Annotated in this window: 13 protein-coding genes; 10 read left to right on the forward strand and 3 right to left on the reverse strand. The window is 49.7% G+C overall.

The annotated features are described in order from the left end of the window. Positions 1-136 precede the first annotated feature (136 nt). On the forward strand, positions 137-3,274 hold the full coding sequence (locus BP71_RS28190; RefSeq protein ID WP_496384928.1) for an efflux RND transporter permease subunit: 3,138 nt from the start codon (positions 137-139) through the stop codon (positions 3,272-3,274). 133 nt (positions 3,275-3,407) lie between these two features. Next, positions 3,408-4,097 (forward strand): hypothetical protein, encoded by a 690-nt coding sequence (locus BP71_RS28195; RefSeq protein ID WP_496384929.1) that lies wholly within the window; start codon positions 3,408-3,410, stop codon positions 4,095-4,097. Between the two features lie 87 nt (positions 4,098-4,184). Here BP71_RS28195 and BP71_RS28200 read toward each other — a convergent pair whose 3' ends face one another. After that, entirely contained in the window at positions 4,185-5,669 is a 1,485-nt protein-coding gene (locus BP71_RS28200) for a DUF1963 domain-containing protein (RefSeq protein ID WP_496384930.1), read from the reverse strand. Positions 5,670-6,556: 887 nt separating this feature from the next. Here BP71_RS28200 and BP71_RS28205 point away from each other — a divergent pair. Further along, a complete protein-coding gene (locus tag BP71_RS28205; protein WP_496384931.1) occupies positions 6,557-7,525 on the forward strand; it encodes a zinc-binding alcohol dehydrogenase family protein in 969 nt (322 codons plus the stop codon). A 23-nt stretch (positions 7,526-7,548) separates the two neighbouring features. On the opposite strand, the gene BP71_RS28210 is transcribed toward BP71_RS28205, so the two are convergent. Further along, the gene (locus BP71_RS28210) at positions 7,549-7,977 is read right to left on the reverse strand and encodes an FKBP-type peptidyl-prolyl cis-trans isomerase (protein ID WP_496384932.1); all 429 of its coding nucleotides are present in this window, start codon (positions 7,975-7,977) and stop codon (positions 7,549-7,551) included. 181 nt (positions 7,978-8,158) lie between these two features. On the opposite strand from BP71_RS28210, the gene BP71_RS28215 reads away from it, so the two are divergent. Further along, positions 8,159-9,283, forward strand: a complete 1,125-nt coding sequence (locus BP71_RS28215) for a redoxin domain-containing protein (protein WP_496384933.1) — start codon at positions 8,159-8,161, stop codon at positions 9,281-9,283. A gap of 113 nt (positions 9,284-9,396) precedes the next feature. Here BP71_RS28215 and BP71_RS28220 read toward each other — a convergent pair whose 3' ends face one another. Continuing rightward, on the reverse strand, positions 9,397-10,458 hold the full coding sequence (locus tag BP71_RS28220; protein ID WP_496384934.1) for an alpha/beta fold hydrolase: 1,062 nt from the start codon (positions 10,456-10,458) through the stop codon (positions 9,397-9,399). A gap of 112 nt (positions 10,459-10,570) precedes the next feature. Between BP71_RS28220 and BP71_RS28225 the strand changes: the two genes are divergently transcribed. From BP71_RS28225 to BP71_RS28250, 6 genes are read left to right on the forward strand one after another with little or no spacing between them, the layout of a single operon-like run. Further along, complete coding sequence (locus tag BP71_RS28225; RefSeq protein ID WP_496384935.1) at positions 10,571-10,954, forward strand: S-adenosylmethionine decarboxylase family protein; 384 nt, start codon at positions 10,571-10,573, stop codon at positions 10,952-10,954. A 2-nt stretch (positions 10,955-10,956) separates the two neighbouring features. Then, the gene (locus BP71_RS28230; protein WP_496384936.1) at positions 10,957-12,834 is read left to right on the forward strand and encodes a DUF4178 domain-containing protein; all 1,878 of its coding nucleotides are present in this window, start codon (positions 10,957-10,959) and stop codon (positions 12,832-12,834) included. Positions 12,835-12,853: 19 nt separating this feature from the next. Then, the gene (locus BP71_RS28235; RefSeq protein ID WP_496384937.1) at positions 12,854-13,033 is read left to right on the forward strand and encodes a hypothetical protein; all 180 of its coding nucleotides are present in this window, start codon (positions 12,854-12,856) and stop codon (positions 13,031-13,033) included. Positions 13,034-13,063: 30 nt separating this feature from the next. Further along, complete coding sequence (locus BP71_RS28240; RefSeq protein ID WP_496384938.1) at positions 13,064-13,270, forward strand: DUF350 domain-containing protein; 207 nt, start codon at positions 13,064-13,066, stop codon at positions 13,268-13,270. After that, complete coding sequence (locus BP71_RS28245; RefSeq protein WP_496384939.1) at positions 13,271-14,803, forward strand: polyamine aminopropyltransferase; 1,533 nt, start codon at positions 13,271-13,273, stop codon at positions 14,801-14,803. Then, the gene (locus tag BP71_RS28250; protein ID WP_496384940.1) at positions 14,800-16,398 is read left to right on the forward strand and encodes a flavin monoamine oxidase family protein; all 1,599 of its coding nucleotides are present in this window, start codon (positions 14,800-14,802) and stop codon (positions 16,396-16,398) included. Before BP71_RS28245 ends, BP71_RS28250 begins: the two co-directional genes overlap by 4 nt. Position 16,399: the final 1 nt, after the last annotated feature.

The raw sequence follows: 16,399 nt of genomic DNA on the forward strand, positions 1-16,399 counted from the left end.
CGCGGCGGAACGGTGAATGGGTGCAATGAGCGAATGCTTGACCTGTTCAAACACAAACAGCCACCTATTCAGTCATACAAAATAGAATCATTCAGTCATTCAAAATTCAATCATTCACTCATTCAAAAATTGACCAATGTCCAAATTCATCCGGGGAATCGTGGGGTTCTCCCTTCGGAACCGCTTTTTTATATTTTTCCTGACGGGGCTGCTTGTGGTGGCCGGGGTTGCGAGCTATCGCGCTACGCCGCTGGAAGCGTTTCCTGATATTACCAACACCCAGATCATCATCGTTTCGCAATGGAACGGGCGGAGCGCTGAGGAGATCGAGCGGTTTGTGACCCAGCCGATCGAGGTCGCCATGAACTCCGTCCAGCGAAAGGCCAACGTGCGGAGCGTTACAATGTTCGGGCTGTCGGTGATCAAGATCATTTTTGACGACGGGATCGAGGACTTTTTTGCGCGGCAGCAGGTTAATAACCAATTGCGGGCGGTTTCACTTCCCGAGGGTGTCGATCCTGAGGTGCAACCTCCTTACGGGCCTACCGGCGAAATTTTCAGGTATACCCTTGAAAGTAAGGACCGAGACAGCCGCGAGCTGCTGACTTTGCAGAACTGGGTCATCGACCGTCAGTTGCGGAGCGTTCCGGGCGTGGCCGACGTGGTGGCATTCGGTGGCCGGGAGAAGATCTACGAAGTGCAGGTGAACCCTACCGCATTGGCCAAATACAATATTACGCCACTGGATGTGTACGAAGCGGTGACGAAGAGCAATGTGAACGTGGGCGGTGATGTGATCGAAAAAAACGGTCAGGCTTACGTGGTGCGGGGGATCGGCCTACTGGAGTCGGCACAGGATATCGAGAATATCATCGTGGAGTATGTCAAGGACTACCCGGTGCTGGTGAAGCACGTAGCCGATGTGAAGGAGTCTGATCTGCCGCGGGTTGGACAGGTGGGACTGGGTATGCAGGACGATGTCGTGGAAGGCATTGTGGTGCAACGGAAAGGGGAGAACCCGAGCGAAGTACTGGCCCGCATCAAAGAGAAGATCAGCGAGTTGAATACGAAGATATTGCCGCCCGACGTGAAGATGGTGACTTTCTATGACCGCGACAATCTCATCGAATTCTGCGCCGAGACGGTGAAGCACAATCTCGTGGAAGGTATTGTTTTTGTGACGGTTATCGTGTTTTTGTTCATGGCCGACTGGCGCACGACCGTCATCGTCTCGATCATCATCCCGCTGGCATTGCTGTTCGCATTCATGTGCCTTTATCTCAAAGGTATGTCGGCCAACCTGCTTTCGATGGGTGCGATCGACTTTGGGATCATCATCGACGGAGCTGTTGTGATGGTCGAAGGAGTCTTTGTCGCACTCGACCATCTCGCGCACAAGCGGGGGATGGACCGGTTCAACCGGCTTTCCAAGCTGGGATTGATCAAAAAGACGGGGGGTGAACTGGGTAAGGCAATTTTCTTTTCCAAACTGATCATTATTACCGCTCTGATCCCCATTTTCAGTTTCCAGAAAGTGGAAGGTAAAATGTTCAGTCCGCTGGCTTACACGCTGGGCTTTGCATTGCTGGGGGCATTGTTTTATACACTTACCCTCGTGCCCGTGCTATGCTCGTTCCTGCTCAACAAGAACGTGCGGGAGAAGCACAACCCGGTCGTCAACTTCTTCGATAAGACCGTCTCCCGCGGTTTCGAATGGTGTTTTGCGCATAAAAAGATCAGTATGGTCGCCGCGACGGCATTTTTGGGCGTATCGCTGTTCTCAGCCAGTCTGCTGGGCACGGAGTTCCTGCCGCAGCTCAATGAGGGCGCATTATGGGTAACCGCCGAGTTGCCGATGAGTATGTCGCTTCCGGAGAGTGTGAATATGGCGAAGAAGATCCGCCGCGACCTGGGCACATTCCCGGAAGTGAAACAGGTACTTTCACAGGTTGGCCGTTCCAATGATGGCACCGATCCCAATGGCTTCTATTTCTGTCAGTTTCAGGTGGATCTTGTGCCGCAGAAAGAATGGAAGCGTAAGATCGATACAGAGCAGCTAACCGATGAAATGAACAAGCTGCTGAGCAACTATCCCGGCGTTTTATACAACTATTCGCAACCGATTGTCGACAACGTCGCCGAGGCGGTGGCCGGTTACAAAGCCAGCAACGGGATCAAGATCTTCGGTACCGACTTGCAGGAGCTTGAAAAATACGCCAATGTGGCCATGGATGCCGTGAAGGATGTGGACGGTGTCAAAGACCTGGGCCTGATCCGCAACATCGGGCAGCCGGAGATCAGCGTGATCCTGCACGACCACAAAATGGCGCAGTACGGCGTCAGTACGGCAGATGTGCAGGCGGTGATTGAAATGGCGATCGGCGGTAAAACAGCGTCTGTTTTGTACGAAGGCGAGCGCAAGTTCGATATCCGGCTGCGCTATAAGGAAGAATACCGCCGCGATGAGACGCATATCCAGCAGCTGATGGTGCCGACACTGACAGGTGGCAAGATCCCATTGAAAGAGATTTCGACGATCCGTAAGATTACGGGGCCCGCATTTGTGTATCGCGACAATAACAAGCGATTTATCGGTGTTAAATTTTCTGTTCGCGGAAGAGATCTGGGCAGTACCATCGCAGAGGCACAAAAACGGGTGAAAGAGAAACTGAACGACCTGCCGAAAGGTTATGCCGTGGAATGGGTGGGCGAGTTCGAAAACCAGGTCCGCGCCACCGATAGGCTTGCGCAAGTGGTACCGGTCAGCCTGCTGGGGATCTTCATTTTGCTCTTTATCATGTTCAGCAATGCCAAAGACGCGGGGCTGGTGCTGGCAAATGTGCCCTTTGCATTGGTAGGCGGGATTCTGGCATTGCATGTGACGCACATGAACTTCGGAATTTCGGCTGGTGTAGGTTTCATTGCATTGTTCGGGTTGTGTGTGCAAAATGGCGTGATCCTGATATCGGTCTTTAACAAAAATCTCGCGAACCGGATGCCGCTCGATGAAGCGATACGGCAGGGTGTGAAATCGAGAATACGGCCGGTGGTGATGACGGCATTAATGGCGGCCATCGGGCTCCTGCCGGCTGCGATGTCGACCGGGATCGGTTCCGAAACGCAAAAACCGCTGGCCATCGTCGTCATAGGCGGGCTGATCACGGCAACTGTGCTGACGCTGCTGGTTTTTCCGATCATTTATGCGTTTTTCAACCGGAAAAAGCAGCTTAGGTCCGCGACGCGGGATGATAGCGGTTCGCTTTCAAAAAGGTAAAAATTTATCTGACACAGATCGTTCATTCTCAGGGTAGCGGCGCCGGACAGGAATAACTTTTGATCTGAGTATTCCAACTAATGCAACAAGGTTTTGCATCACTTAGTAGATTTACAAAACCAAATAATAGCACATGAAAAAATTAGTTTTAATGTTCGGTCTGCCGTTCCTATTCGCGGCTTGCGGAGGCGAAGAGAACACACCACCTGAATTGGAAGTCAGCGACCAGTTCAATGGCGACAAGCGGAGCTGGGTAGCCGGGTTTTCTGACTATCCGAACAAAATGGAGTCGGACTGGAAACTGGAAGCGGCGATAGCGGCCCTGCCCGCACCCTTGGATACTAAAAAGAAGGGTTTCAGGATTTCGGGGAAGAACCACAGCGATGATCTTTTCATGTATTTTACAAAGAAAATCACCGGTTTGAAGCCTAACCAGGAATATAGCGCTGCATTCACAATCGAGTTTGCATCGGATGCCCCTTCGACCGGCTGGGCAGGTGCGGGCGGAGCGCCCAATGCGGTACATCTGGGCGTTGGCGCGGTATCGGTGGAGCCAAAAAACGCCCTCGACGACAAGGACCATTACCGCCTGAACATCGGCAAAATCAACCAGGCAAATGATGGTACGGATATGAAAGTGCTCGGTGACATCGGGAACGGAACCAACAAGGTAGGTTACAAGCTGCTTAAAAAATCGGGGGAGGTCAAAGGCAAAACCGACGCCGAAGGCAACATGTGGCTGATCTTCGGAACCGATTCGGGATTTGAATCAACTACGACTTTGTATTATACCTATGTAAAGGTCAGGTTGAAGGACGTGTGACCGTGAATTTGTTTCTGTTGTGTGCCTCCTGCCTGTGAGCGCGATAATGCTAATAAGGCAAGAGGCATTTTGGTGCCTTTCCGGATCTCAACTGCTTTCCAGCGTGACAAATACATTACTGAAATCTACTTTAGCCAAATCACTTTTGTGTATGACAAAGAATAACTCCCCCGCATCGCCCCATTGAAAGTCGCCATGCGACGATAGTTTCAACAGAATCACCCAATCCTGTGGATTTCCCTTTAATAACAATGCCGCCTGTAATTCAGGGGACTCATGCTGAGTAAAAGCGTAGGTGTTGATGCCATGAACATAATGATAGATATTCGAGACTGGCTGTTCAAACTTTTCAAGAAAAGACCTAATTACATCATCTCTGTTTCTTAGTTGCTCTGCTGCTCCTTCCAGGAGGTAGTTATTTTGTTTCAACGCATAAAAGGACGGAATTGAGCAACTCTGAAACGCCTTGGCTTGATAGGGACGATACCCCTCATCAGGCAAATCGAAAAAGGTTTCATCTGATTCAGGTTGTTCAGCACCCGAGTGCAACTTATCGTTGTTAGGCTCATAGAGCACCTTTCCTGACAAATCGTGAATGGATTTCAAAAAGAAAAACAAGGTTCCCACGCGAGGCAAATAATGCTGTAACGATGCTATTAGTTCACAGTTGATCTGAGCGATGAATTCGTATTTGTAAGAACTCCCACTGTAATCGTCGTAAAACAGGGGATATTCGAACCCCAGAGGCAGATCTGGTTTGCCTCCAAAACGATGGTTGCCAATATACTGATAGCTGTCGTCTTCGATAGTTTGAAATCCGATGGAGAGTTTAACGAGCGATTTCAGTGGCCTTTCGAGGCTGTCAAGGCCGTTGTCAATAATCAATTTATCCAGAGGGCCCGTGAGGTCATTTAAGCCGTCGGCCAGAAATGTACGATCATTCCATTTAATGGTGCCGGTGCCACCGGCACCTTGGTAGCTGGTGTCTAAAAGCCTTCTTTTTTCGTCGATGGTCAGCTCAAGGCCACTGAAATAATTGTATTTTTCCGGCAGCTTTTTGAAAGGATTTAGACTCGCCCGGATCGATTTGAGACCCTGGGATAACAGGATCGCCTCCGGCAATCTTGTCAACAAGTTTTCGCTGATGTCCAAACTAACAAGCGCAGGTAAATGGACGTTATCCGGTATTTCTTGTATCCGATTTTTAGCCATCAGCAGATGTTGGAGTGCGGGCAAGTGCCACACATCCGCTGGAACAGAAAGTAGACGACAAAGGCTCAGATTGATAATTTCCAACTTGTAAAGCTTTCCGAGAGCCGGAGGCAGCTGTTCAATGGAGGCGTTATTGATACTGAGGTATTTTAAGTGGCTCAGTTTTTCGATTTCATCGGATATCTTATTAAATGGTAAGCGTGCCGAATCGGTCCATTGCCCTTCTTCCGGCTTGTTCTCAATGGTGAGCCATTCTAGGTATTCGAACTTGTATATCTCCGTGGGAAGCGTCTCAAATGTTGGATTGGTAATTTGTAAAAAACAAACCTTTTGTGTTGGTGCATTTAATGCCTCTTTCAAGCTTGAAAACCGGTACTTGCTCCAATCCAAGCCATTTGAATTGAGCCGGATTGCGGCATCAAAACCGAAACCGGGATTATCCTCATAGGAGGGTTTAAGTCGGCCCGTTATGATTATCCAGTCGTCCTGATAGCCTATCGTTCCAGAAAACTTCAGTGAGTAGTACAGGCCCGTCGTTCGGAAATAGGAATGCGATGGCAGATGTTTATCTTCTACATATGTATGGACACCTGTCGGAACACCGTTGCGAAAAATGTCGAATGCAGAAAAGGACAGGATGACTTGCCCGGTTTCGTTGTGTTCCGAAAGCAACTGCTCTTGAATAGCTTTTTCTTTGTCTGGAATTATTGCTATCAGTTCTGTTTTCAGTCGACGAACAGCCGGTTCAATAAACCATTTGGTGTTTCCAACGTCAAATTCGCCATCAAATCTTCCCAGTCTGAAATGAGCTTTTCCATCTTCCGGTATATGCCATGGTCTGGAATGCTGTTCTCCTTCATTGGATGTAAGACTAATTACTCCCATGTTGTTGTGTAGGTTAAATGCTCATTTTCAGCTTTTATTAATGCCAACTGCTGTTTGGAACGCTGTTTTTTGCACATAAAGCATAAAGTCGGACTTCCACTTTATGTCACGCTCTTCTTTTTCTATCGGTGATTATCGGTTTTCTAAGGGCTGTACTACGACTTTGTATTATACCTATGTAAAGGTCAGGTTGAAGGACGTGTGACGTAAGTTTTCCCGCAAAGGATAATGTTAACGCCTGCTTGTCTGATACTTTTAGTAATCTGGCGGGCAGGCATTATTATTGAAATATAACTTTGTTTAATTTGGTTAGATTGATATGATAACCGGACAGGCTTCAAGAATTTAAATTGTTTAAAAAAATGAAAGCGGCAGTACTGTATCATCCCGGCGAGGCAGAGAATTTAAGGCTCGAAGAAAGGCCCATTCCGGAACCGGTTGAAGGTTGGGTGCTGGTCAGAATCAGGGCATTTGGACTAAACCGTTCCGAACTGATGACCCGTAAAGGTTACTCGCCGGATGTCACTTTTCCAAGGGTACTGGGGATCGAATGCGTTGGTGAAGTAGTATCGGACCCGTCGGGAAAATATGTTACGGGCCAGCAGGTAGGCGCATGGATGGGTAACATGGGTCGTGATTTCGACGGCGGCTATGCGGAGTATGCATTGTTGCCCGGAAGACTTCTGCGCCTATTTACCAGCGATTTGCCATGGGAAGTGCTGGGCGCCCTTCCTGAAATGTTTCAAACCGCCCATGGTTCCCTGGCGCTGGCGCTCGACGTTCGGCCTGGCGAAACACTGCTCATCCGTGGTGGCACGTCATCCGTGGGGATGCTGGCTGCGCAACTGGCTAAAAAGGAAGGTGTTACTGTACTTGCGACGACCCGAAACTCCGACAAGGAGGCCGCTCTCATGAGCAATGGCGCCTCGCACGTAATCATCGACAGTGGGAGCATCAGGGAGCAGGTCCGCACCGCCTTTCCCGAAGGAATCGATAAAGTACTTGAACTGATCGGGACTACCACGCTCCGTGACTCCCTTGCGTGCGTAAGACGAGGCGGGACCGTATGTATGACCGGTATGCTGGCGGAAAGCTGGTCCATTGCTGACTTCATGCCCATGGATTATATTCCGGCGACTGTGAAGCTCACCGTTTACGACAGTGGACAGGTGACGAGTCCGGCAGAAGATTTCCAGCAGTTCATTCGAACCGTCGAAAGCGGTGATATCTCCATTGCCGTGCGTAAAGTATTCACATTGGACCAGATCGTGGAAGCACACCGGTACATGGAAAGCAACCAGGGGACCGGAAAAATTGTCGTTCTGACCTAGTTCGGTTCATTAACGCCCCTCATTCAGAGAATCTTCTCCAAAATCAATTTGATAACCAGTGTAGAATCGGGATGCACATTGGGCGGATATCCTGTCCTCTTTACCAGATGAGGCGGGGCGATGATCTGTTTGACTTCGCCGGCTCTCATTCCCCTCAGGGCTTCGTCGACAGCCTGAGTGGCCTGGTTTCCGCCGATCAGCACTTTAACCGGAGTGGTGGTGTGCTCATTGGAATAGAGTACTGTTCCGTTCCGATAGCTCGTCGTTTCGAAAAGTAAAATTTCCTGTCCGGCTTTTGCTTTCGGGCCTTTCCCGCTTTTCAGTTTGGTGTATTGCAAACCTGAGGGCGTTCTGACATTTCCGACCGAACAGCCGCCGAGCCATACCACGAAGAAACCCTGTATAAAGCAAATTGCCAGCTTATCGGAGAATTGTATTCCGGATCGAAGCATAATAGATAAGTGAAATTGAAACCGATGCCAAACGTAGCGGTTCAGGCTGCATTGTCAGGAATGTATTCTGTAAAAGAATGTAAATGAAAGGTAAAAACTTGTTGAACGATTGGGGAGGCTGGAAGCGGATGAATTTCGTTTAGATGATGTATTTTGTGGGATCATCCATTTTACCTGTTCAGTGAGATTCTTATTTGCTACTATTTCCATAATTGGATTCATATCTGCCACCTCTTTTGCGCAGACGCCGAAGAAGGTTCAGAAAGGCTACGTATTGTCCGGACAATTGGCGAAAGCGGCGGGTAAGAAGATTTACCTTTACGAGCGCTCTTTCTATAAAGCCGTCAACAGCGCTGATTCAACAAAAGCCGATGCATCCGGTAAGTTTTCGTTTCGCGGAACGGTGACGGAGCCCACTTACTATATGCTGCAAACCGGTCTGAATGACCAGGGAATTGGTTTTTACATTGAAAATACCACAATGCTGATCGAAGGAACGGCCGATTCACTTTATGCGGCATCGGTGACGGGTTCTACCGAGGAAGCCATCCGGCAGCAATATGACGAGGCCTACCAAAACTTTGATTTCAACACGCTGGAACAACAGGAAATACAGGCCCGGACCAAAGGCGATACCGCGGCGTTGCGCATAGTCAGAGATCGTACAAAGCAACTGATCCGTCAGGAAAGGCAGGCCATCCTGAGCCTGATGAGGCGATATCCTTTATCCGCAGCGTCGGTCAATCAGGTAGGAAACTATATTGCGAGTCATCAGGCGCCAGATCTGGCTATTGCCGACTCGCTCCTGAAACGGTACGAATCTTCGCCGATTGCCTCGTCGGAACAGGTGAAATTTTTCAGAAAGGAGTGGTTCACCGCCAACAAGTCGGTGATCGGACAACCGGCGATGGACTTTACGCAGCCGGATACCGTCGGGCGTCCGGTCAAGCTGTCATCTTTCAAAGGCCGTTACGTGCTCGTCGATTTTTGGGCGAGCTGGTGCGGCCCCTGCCGCCAGGAAAGCCCTTTTCTGGTGAGGGCATACCAGGATTTTCATAGCAGAAATTTTACGATTCTTTCGGTGTCGCTGGACAAAAGCAAGGCGTCGTGGTTGAAGGCGATCGCCAGCGACCAGCTGCAATGGACGCATGTAGGGGATCTGAAATACTGGCAAAATGCGGCGGCCAAGCAATATGCTATCAGTAGCATTCCCTTCAACATGCTGCTGGACCCCGAAGGCAAAATCCTCGCATTAAACCTCCGGGGTGATAGTTTGTATGATTTTCTGAAAGCCAATTTAAAATAGCATATTCTGTTGCCCGAGCGACAAACGGCATGGAGTAATCACTGATGCACCGGATGTACAAACCGAAATCCTTACCCACTTCCGGAATAGCAACGGAGTACTTTGAAACTGAACTATTTGAGTAAGTTTTCTTTAAGCCAGCCGCTGAGGGCGCCGATAAACTGTGATTGCTGATCGACAAATACCGTGTGGGAGCAGTTATCCAGGTATTTCAGCCTTTGTTCTCCTACCAGAAGCCTTAAGTCAGCAATCTGTTTCTCGGAATAGAGGCCGTCCTGCTTGCCGTAGACCGCATAAACAGGGATTTTCCGGGCTATGAGTTTTTTCAATGCGGGCGTAATGTCGATATTTTTCAGCTTTTCATTTTTCCAAAAAGCTTCCACCGCCTTTTCATTTTTCACATAGCTAGTGATCAATTTGTCGGAGTTATACCTGGAATAGATCAGCGCAGCAGCGCTGTCTGGCTCTTGCAGAGAGAAAAAACCGTTTCGGGAAGCATGATTAAAAACCTCCGTCCGGTATGGAAGTGAATGGGTATCCATTTTCCGGATTTTCACCACGGAATGGATACTCGCCGTGTCCTTTTGCCTTGTGTAGATTGATTCGACCGAATTCAGAATGGTATTATAGGAAGCCTGTTGTGAAATCAATGCGCTGGTTAGGACAATGGATTTGACCTTCTCGGGATACTTTTCAGCATACAATGTGGTAACCAGTCCGCCAAAACTGAACCCGATCAGGTTGGACCGTTTGATGCGATATTTTTCAAAAATGCTGTTGAGATCCTGAAAAAATTCGTCGTAATTCATTTTAGCATCAGGATCTTTCGACCTCCCTTCCCCGCGCCGGTCATAAATGATCACGTAAAAACCCTGATCAGCCAACATTTGTGCGGTGGTCGCTTCGAAATAGACAGAACTGCTGCCCGGTCCGCCATGGAGAAATATAACCGGGTCGTTGGTCTCCTTTCCAAAAGCCCTGGAATACAACAACGATTGTGCGATTGCCGTAGACGTCAATAGCCATACAGGAAGGATCAAAAGTGATTTTGTCAACAAATGCATCGGGTTCAAAATAACAAAGATATGCCATATGAGCCACCAGGTACTATTATTTTCTTTACTTCCGTCCGACCAAAGCGTCGCCAACACCATCTGCTTCGCGGCGGTGGTCACCGTTTAAAAACTAATGCAGTCACTTTACACATCCTGCTATGTATCCGCTGGGTTTTGATATGTAACCATTTAAATAATTACAGTCTTGTGCATTACAGGGTTTTTTATAAAATTGCCTGTCACCACAGACCTGACGCTATTGGAAACTTATACTCCCGGACTGCACCTTATCGTAACCCTGCAATCGGAAAAAACAGCACTGTTAAGCCAGTACAGTGGTTTCAAAGTCCTTGCCGACGAACTCATCGGTACATTTGAGCTGCAAAAACTCGGAGAAGTGTACCATAATTTTGAACCCGCCGGCTTTACTGGCGTCATTTGCCTCAGCGAGAGCCACCTTTCGGTACATACATGGCCGGAGTTTGGCAAAGTAAACCTGGATATTTATCTCAGCAATTTCCGGCGCGTCAACGACGGAACCGTCAGAGCCATTTGTGATCGGGTAGTTTCATACTTCGAGGCCCGTATTGTTTCCGAACATCAAATCAATAGATAGTTATGGCAACCAGCAAGTTGGCTCTGTGCCCTTCCTGCGGCAAAACGGTCTATTTCCAGGGCGCTAATAACGTCGTCGGCTGTTCGTGTCATAAGGTCTGGTACCGTGACGGAGATGTATTGGCCGAGGCAGACATCCGTCGGATACACGATGCTACGGATATCATTCAGCCGGGCACGACCGGCTACTGGAAGGGTGTCCGTTTCGCAGTGACGGGCCGTCTAAGGCTATGGTTCGACGATAGCGCCTACAATTACTGGACGCTGGATTGTCCGGACGGAACCGTGCGTTACCTGGCGGAGGGTTACGGGATGTACGCGGTGTATGAAGCATTGCAGCTGAATCCTGCCGCAGTCAACCGCAAATTCATGATTGAGCCACCCGCGAATCAGCTCGATCTTTTGGAAGAAGGTAACTACACCATTTCCGCCCGCAACGAAGCGAAAATGGTAGAGCTGGAAGGCTCGGTTTTTGTTCCGGCATTTCCGGGTATTTTCAGGACCATAGAGGCCACGTCGGAAGAAGGGTCTGTCGAAATCATTTCTTATGGAAAGGATTTCGCGATCGCGTATACAGTTCATGCGGTTTCACCGGAATCTCTGTTATTGGAAAATACCCGTGAGGCAGAATTACGGGGTAAAGCGTTTTCTTGCTACCATTGTTCCACCGAAACACAAGTCTCTACTTTCCCTTATGCGCAAAGTTGGGTGTGCGCGGGCTGCAACACCCGTTATTCCCTCGAAAACGGAGATGGACAGAAGTTCGATCACGGGTATAATGTTATGTCCGAACCGCTGTTCACCTTCAAAAAGGGAGAAGCAATCGTGGTTCGCGGAGTGAGCTATATGGTAATGGGTGTAGCTTTTAAACAGGACAAGTTTTCACCGGATGATACCTGGCGCGAATATACGCTCTATGACAAGTGGCACGGCTTTGCATTTCTCACCGAATCACAAGGGCACTGGACACTTCTTAAAGAAACCAAAGGTGCCGCCAATCCGCTTCGGATCCGTGACCGGGATATCCGTGTGCAGGATAGATTGTACCGCAGATTCAGCCAGTATAGCTACAAGATATTGTACGCGGGAGGAGAGTTTCCCGGTGACATTTTTAAAGATCACGAGTTGGTGGATGTCGCCGATTATATCGCGCCACCCAAGCTGCTGAGTGTCGAAGCAGACGCGAAGCACCAGGTAACCTGGTTTGTGGGCGAGTATATCAAAAGCAACGAAATCCAGACCGAACTGTACCATACCCTGCCTGACCAGGTCGGAATTGCACCTGCACAGGTCAAAATGAAGGTGGAAATGGATGTGATCGGCAAATCGGGCTTTATCGGAGTACTCCTAGTCTTGCTTGTCCACCTGCTGACCGGTGGGCAAAGCACCAGCAGGACCCTACTGAATGCCTCTTATCCGTTTGCAGACTCATTATATTCGCAGACCTTCGTCACAGAAAAATTTGAGCTTGAAAAATGGAAGGGTAATGTAGAACTGGCGATCCAAGCGCCCGTGGAGAATTCCTGGTTTGAGCTTGACGCCACGCTTGTCAATGCGGATAACGGAACAGAATATGGTATCGAGCGGGGAGTTGAATATTACAGGGGATACGATAGTGAGGGTTCGTGGTCTGAGGGGAGTACGCAGGAAACAGCATATTTCAATGGAATTCCCGCCGGGACCTATTATTTACAGTTGACGGGTATCCGGGACTATGGCTCGGGTATGGCCCGGTATTTCAGTGTTCGGGCAACATACGACACACCTATCTACCGGAATCTGCTGATCGTGCTGCTTCTGGCATTACTCTGGCCGCTTGGAATGGCCATCGCCGATTACAATTATGAGAAGCAACGTTGGGCCAACAGTCCGTTTTCCTAATTTTTTTAAATAATGACCCATGAGAGAATTCCTGAAATCTCTTTTACCGATGAAATGGTATTTTGTATTTGTCGCGGTCCTGCTGGTTTGGCTTGCGTATTCGAATATGGCGGGCACACGCATCCTGTCTTTTGAAAACCAGGAACAATGGAACGCCAATGGCCCCGGAACCCAGTACGGAATAAGAAGTCATAAATAAAAATCAGAAACCTAACGAATACCTAAATCGATGCAACAATACGTCATCAGTTCGCTCGTATACTCGGGCCTCGGCATTGTGATCCTGCTGGTCACGTTTGCGATCATTGAAATCCTGACCCCGAAGCATAACCTGCGGAAGGAAATTATGGAAAACAAAAACGTGGCGCTGGCCATTTTTGCCGGATTTTTTATGCTGGCCATTGCAATCATCATTGCATCAGCGATCCACGGGTAAATGGCAGCATTTTCAGGAAAAAACAGTGCGCAGTGGGTACTGCTGGTAGCGGTGTTCATCATAGCCACCTGCGGGCTTATCTACGAGCTCGTGGCGGGTACGCTGGCCAGTTACCTGTTGGGTGACAGCGTCACACAGTTCAGCATTATCATTGGGGTGTACCTGTTTTCGATGGGTATCGGTTCTTATTTTTCGCGCTTCTTCAATGACGGCCTCATCGGGTGGTTCATACGGATCGAATTGCTGGTAGGGCTCGTGGGCGGTTTCAGCGCAATTATCCTGTTCCTCGTGTTTCCGCTCGCCATTAGTTTTCAACCCATTCTGTATGCGCTGGTAGCCGTGACAGGCATTCTGGTCGGTATCGAAATTCCGCTGTTACTGAGGATATTAAAAGACAAAGTTGAGTTTAAAGAATTGGTAAGCCGGGTCTTCACTTACGACTACATCGGCGCCCTGCTGGCTTCCCTTATTTTTCCGCTGGTTTTTGTGCCCTATCTCGGACTGATCCGTACCAGTCTGTTTTTTGGTTTGCTGAATGTAGGGGTCGGGTTGTACCTCTGCCATTACTTTGCTGCGGAGATCAAAAACGTGACGGCGATCCGGATGGGTGGCTTGCTGATCCTGATGGTGGAGGTGGTCGCATTCGTTTTTTCGGAAAGTATCATGAGTTTCAGCGAAACGCTGGCCTACAACGATCAGGTTGTTTACTCCACATCTACGCCTTACCAGCGTATTGTCATTACAAAGAACAGGCACGATCTGCGGTTGTACCTCAACAATAACCTGCAATTCAGCTCGGCAGATGAATACCGTTATCACGAAGCATTGGTGCATCCGGTCATGACGGCGACCGGCAACCCGCGAAATGTGCTCATACTTGGCGGCGGTGATGGCCTGGCAGCCCGCGAGATATTGAAATATCCGTCGGTGCGATCGGTGCAGCTCGTCGATCTCGATCCGGTGATGACGCGGCTCTTTACCCAGCAGCACATACTTGCGGAGATTAATCATCACTCGCTTACCGACCCGCGTATGACGGTAACTAACGCGGACGCGTTCATGTGGTTGAAAGAAAACAGGCGGAAATACGACTGCATTATCATCGATTTTCCAGACCCTTCCGGCTTTTCGGTTGGGAAATTGTATACGACGGCTTTTTACCGGCTTTTAAAAAGTGCCATGGCACCGGGCGCGATGGCCGTCATTCAAAGCACTTCTCCTTATGTGGCGCCCAAGAGCTTCTGGTGCGTGAGCGAAACATTGAAGGCTGCGGGCTTTCAGGCAGTTGCTTATCATAATTACGTGCCGTCATTCGGGGAATGGGGATATGTAATGGCGATGAAGGACCGGGATTTTCAGGTCCCGGATAGTTTCGCGATCGCTGCGCGCTACATCAGCAAGCCGGTGATGGAGCAAATGCTGCAATTCCCGGAGGATATGAAGGCACATGAGCCGCTGGAAATAAACAAACTGAACAACCAGGCGCTGGTCAGCTACTTCGAGAAAGAATGGGGAAAATACCTGGAACAATGAAAAGAGGTGAGTTTATCAAACTGACAGCCGGTATGGCCGCGATGGCGCCGCTCTTGCACGCGTGCGACTCCGAAAAGCCGGTTCCGGGACAAATCGTCGGAGCTTCGGCAGCGGTAGGCCATATGCTGCGCGACCGGAAGTTCGAAGCCCCCGCGCATTTTGAAGAAAAAGAGGTGGTGATTGTTGGAGCAGGGGTAAGCGGTTTGTCTGCCGGAAGGCATCTGATGCAGCATGGTATCGCGGATTTCGTGCTGCTCGACCTCGAAAACCATGCTGGCGGGAACGCTGCATCCGGATCCAACGCCATTTCAAAGTATCCCTGGGGAGCCCATTATGTGCCCATTCCCAACAATAACCTGACAGAGTACCTGGCGTTCCTGACCGATGCCGGGGTCATTACGCACTACGACGAAGCAGGGCTACCGGTTTACGACGAGTTTGCACTTTGCCATGACCCCGAAGAAAGGCTGTATATTCATGGTAAGTGGCAGGAGGGGCTGATCCCTCAATTCGGATTGCCCGATTCCGCATTGGAGGAGTTCAGGGTTTTCTTCCAAAAAATGGAGGATTTCAAAACACGGAAGGGAAGTGACGGAAAGGAAGCATTTGCCATTCCCGTGAATGCCTCGAGCCGCGACGCAAGCATTACCGCGCTCGACAAGATTACGATGAAAGAGTGGCTGGATGACCAACAGCTGACCGGAGAGTATATTCGCTGGTATGTCAATTATTGTACGCGGGATGACTTCGGGACGAACTATGATACCATCAGCGCCTGGGCGGGAATTCACTATTTTGCTTCCCGCAAGGGCAGAGCGGCCAATGCATCTTACAATGACGTGCTCACCTGGGAGCAGGGGAACGGGTTCCTGGTCCAGCAGCTGCAGAATACGGTGAAGGACAAAATCCGGACCGGCTCGCTGGTTATTTCGGTAAAGCCTTCGGATCACGGAGTTGAAATAACTTATCTGGATCTGAAAACGAAGCGTATAGCGGGAGTCCGGACCCGGCAATGCATTGTAGCTGTGCCGCAGTTTGTAGCGGCAAGGCTGCTCCACGACGCGGAGCGAAATGCATTGGTACACCAGCATTTGCATTACATGCCCTGGATGGTTGCTAATCTGACCGTAAGTACATTGGCGGAACGTAGCGGGCATGCGCCCAGTTGGGACAATGTGATTTACGGTAGCCCGTCGCTCGGGTACGTGGATGCCACGCACCAGCAGATCCGCCAGGTGAAGGGAAAACGAAATCTGACCTACTATCTGCCGCTGACGGACGGCACACCGGAACAGGCGAGGAAGAAGGCCTTCGGCACCGATCACGCGTCCTGGACGGAACGGGTTTTGGCAGACCTGCGCCTCGTGCATCCGGATATCCGTGAACGTGTTGAAAACATCGATATCATACTCTGGGGACATGCCATGGTGCAGCCGCTGCCGGGCATTGTGCATGGCGAAGTGCGGCACAAGCTGGCCGAGAGCATTGCCAACTGTATCCATTTCGCACATACCGACATAGCAGGTGTCAGTATTTTTGAAGAGGCGTTCTACCAGGGAATCGGAGCGGCACGAAAGGTTAGGGGAAAAGTCTGAG

Source organism: Dyadobacter ginsengisoli DSM 21015, assembly GCF_059568735.1.

Coding starts and splice junctions, on each gene's coding strand:
- BP71_RS28190 (WP_496384928.1), top strand. CDS start 137: ATGTCCAAATTCATCCGGGGAATCGTGGGGTTCTCCCTTCGGAACCGC.
- BP71_RS28195 (WP_496384929.1), top strand. CDS start 3,408: ATGAAAAAATTAGTTTTAATGTTCGGTCTGCCGTTCCTATTCGCGGCT.
- BP71_RS28205 (WP_496384931.1), top strand. CDS start 6,557: ATGAAAGCGGCAGTACTGTATCATCCCGGCGAGGCAGAGAATTTAAGG.
- BP71_RS28210 (WP_496384932.1), bottom strand. CDS start 7,977: ATGCTTCGATCCGGAATACAATTCTCCGATAAGCTGGCAATTTGCTTT.
- BP71_RS28230 (WP_496384936.1), top strand. CDS start 10,957: ATGGCAACCAGCAAGTTGGCTCTGTGCCCTTCCTGCGGCAAAACGGTC.
- BP71_RS28235 (WP_496384937.1), top strand. CDS start 12,854: ATGAGAGAATTCCTGAAATCTCTTTTACCGATGAAATGGTATTTTGTA.
- BP71_RS28240 (WP_496384938.1), top strand. CDS start 13,064: ATGCAACAATACGTCATCAGTTCGCTCGTATACTCGGGCCTCGGCATT.
- BP71_RS28245 (WP_496384939.1), top strand. CDS start 13,271: ATGGCAGCATTTTCAGGAAAAAACAGTGCGCAGTGGGTACTGCTGGTA.
- BP71_RS28250 (WP_496384940.1), top strand. CDS start 14,800: ATGAAAAGAGGTGAGTTTATCAAACTGACAGCCGGTATGGCCGCGATG.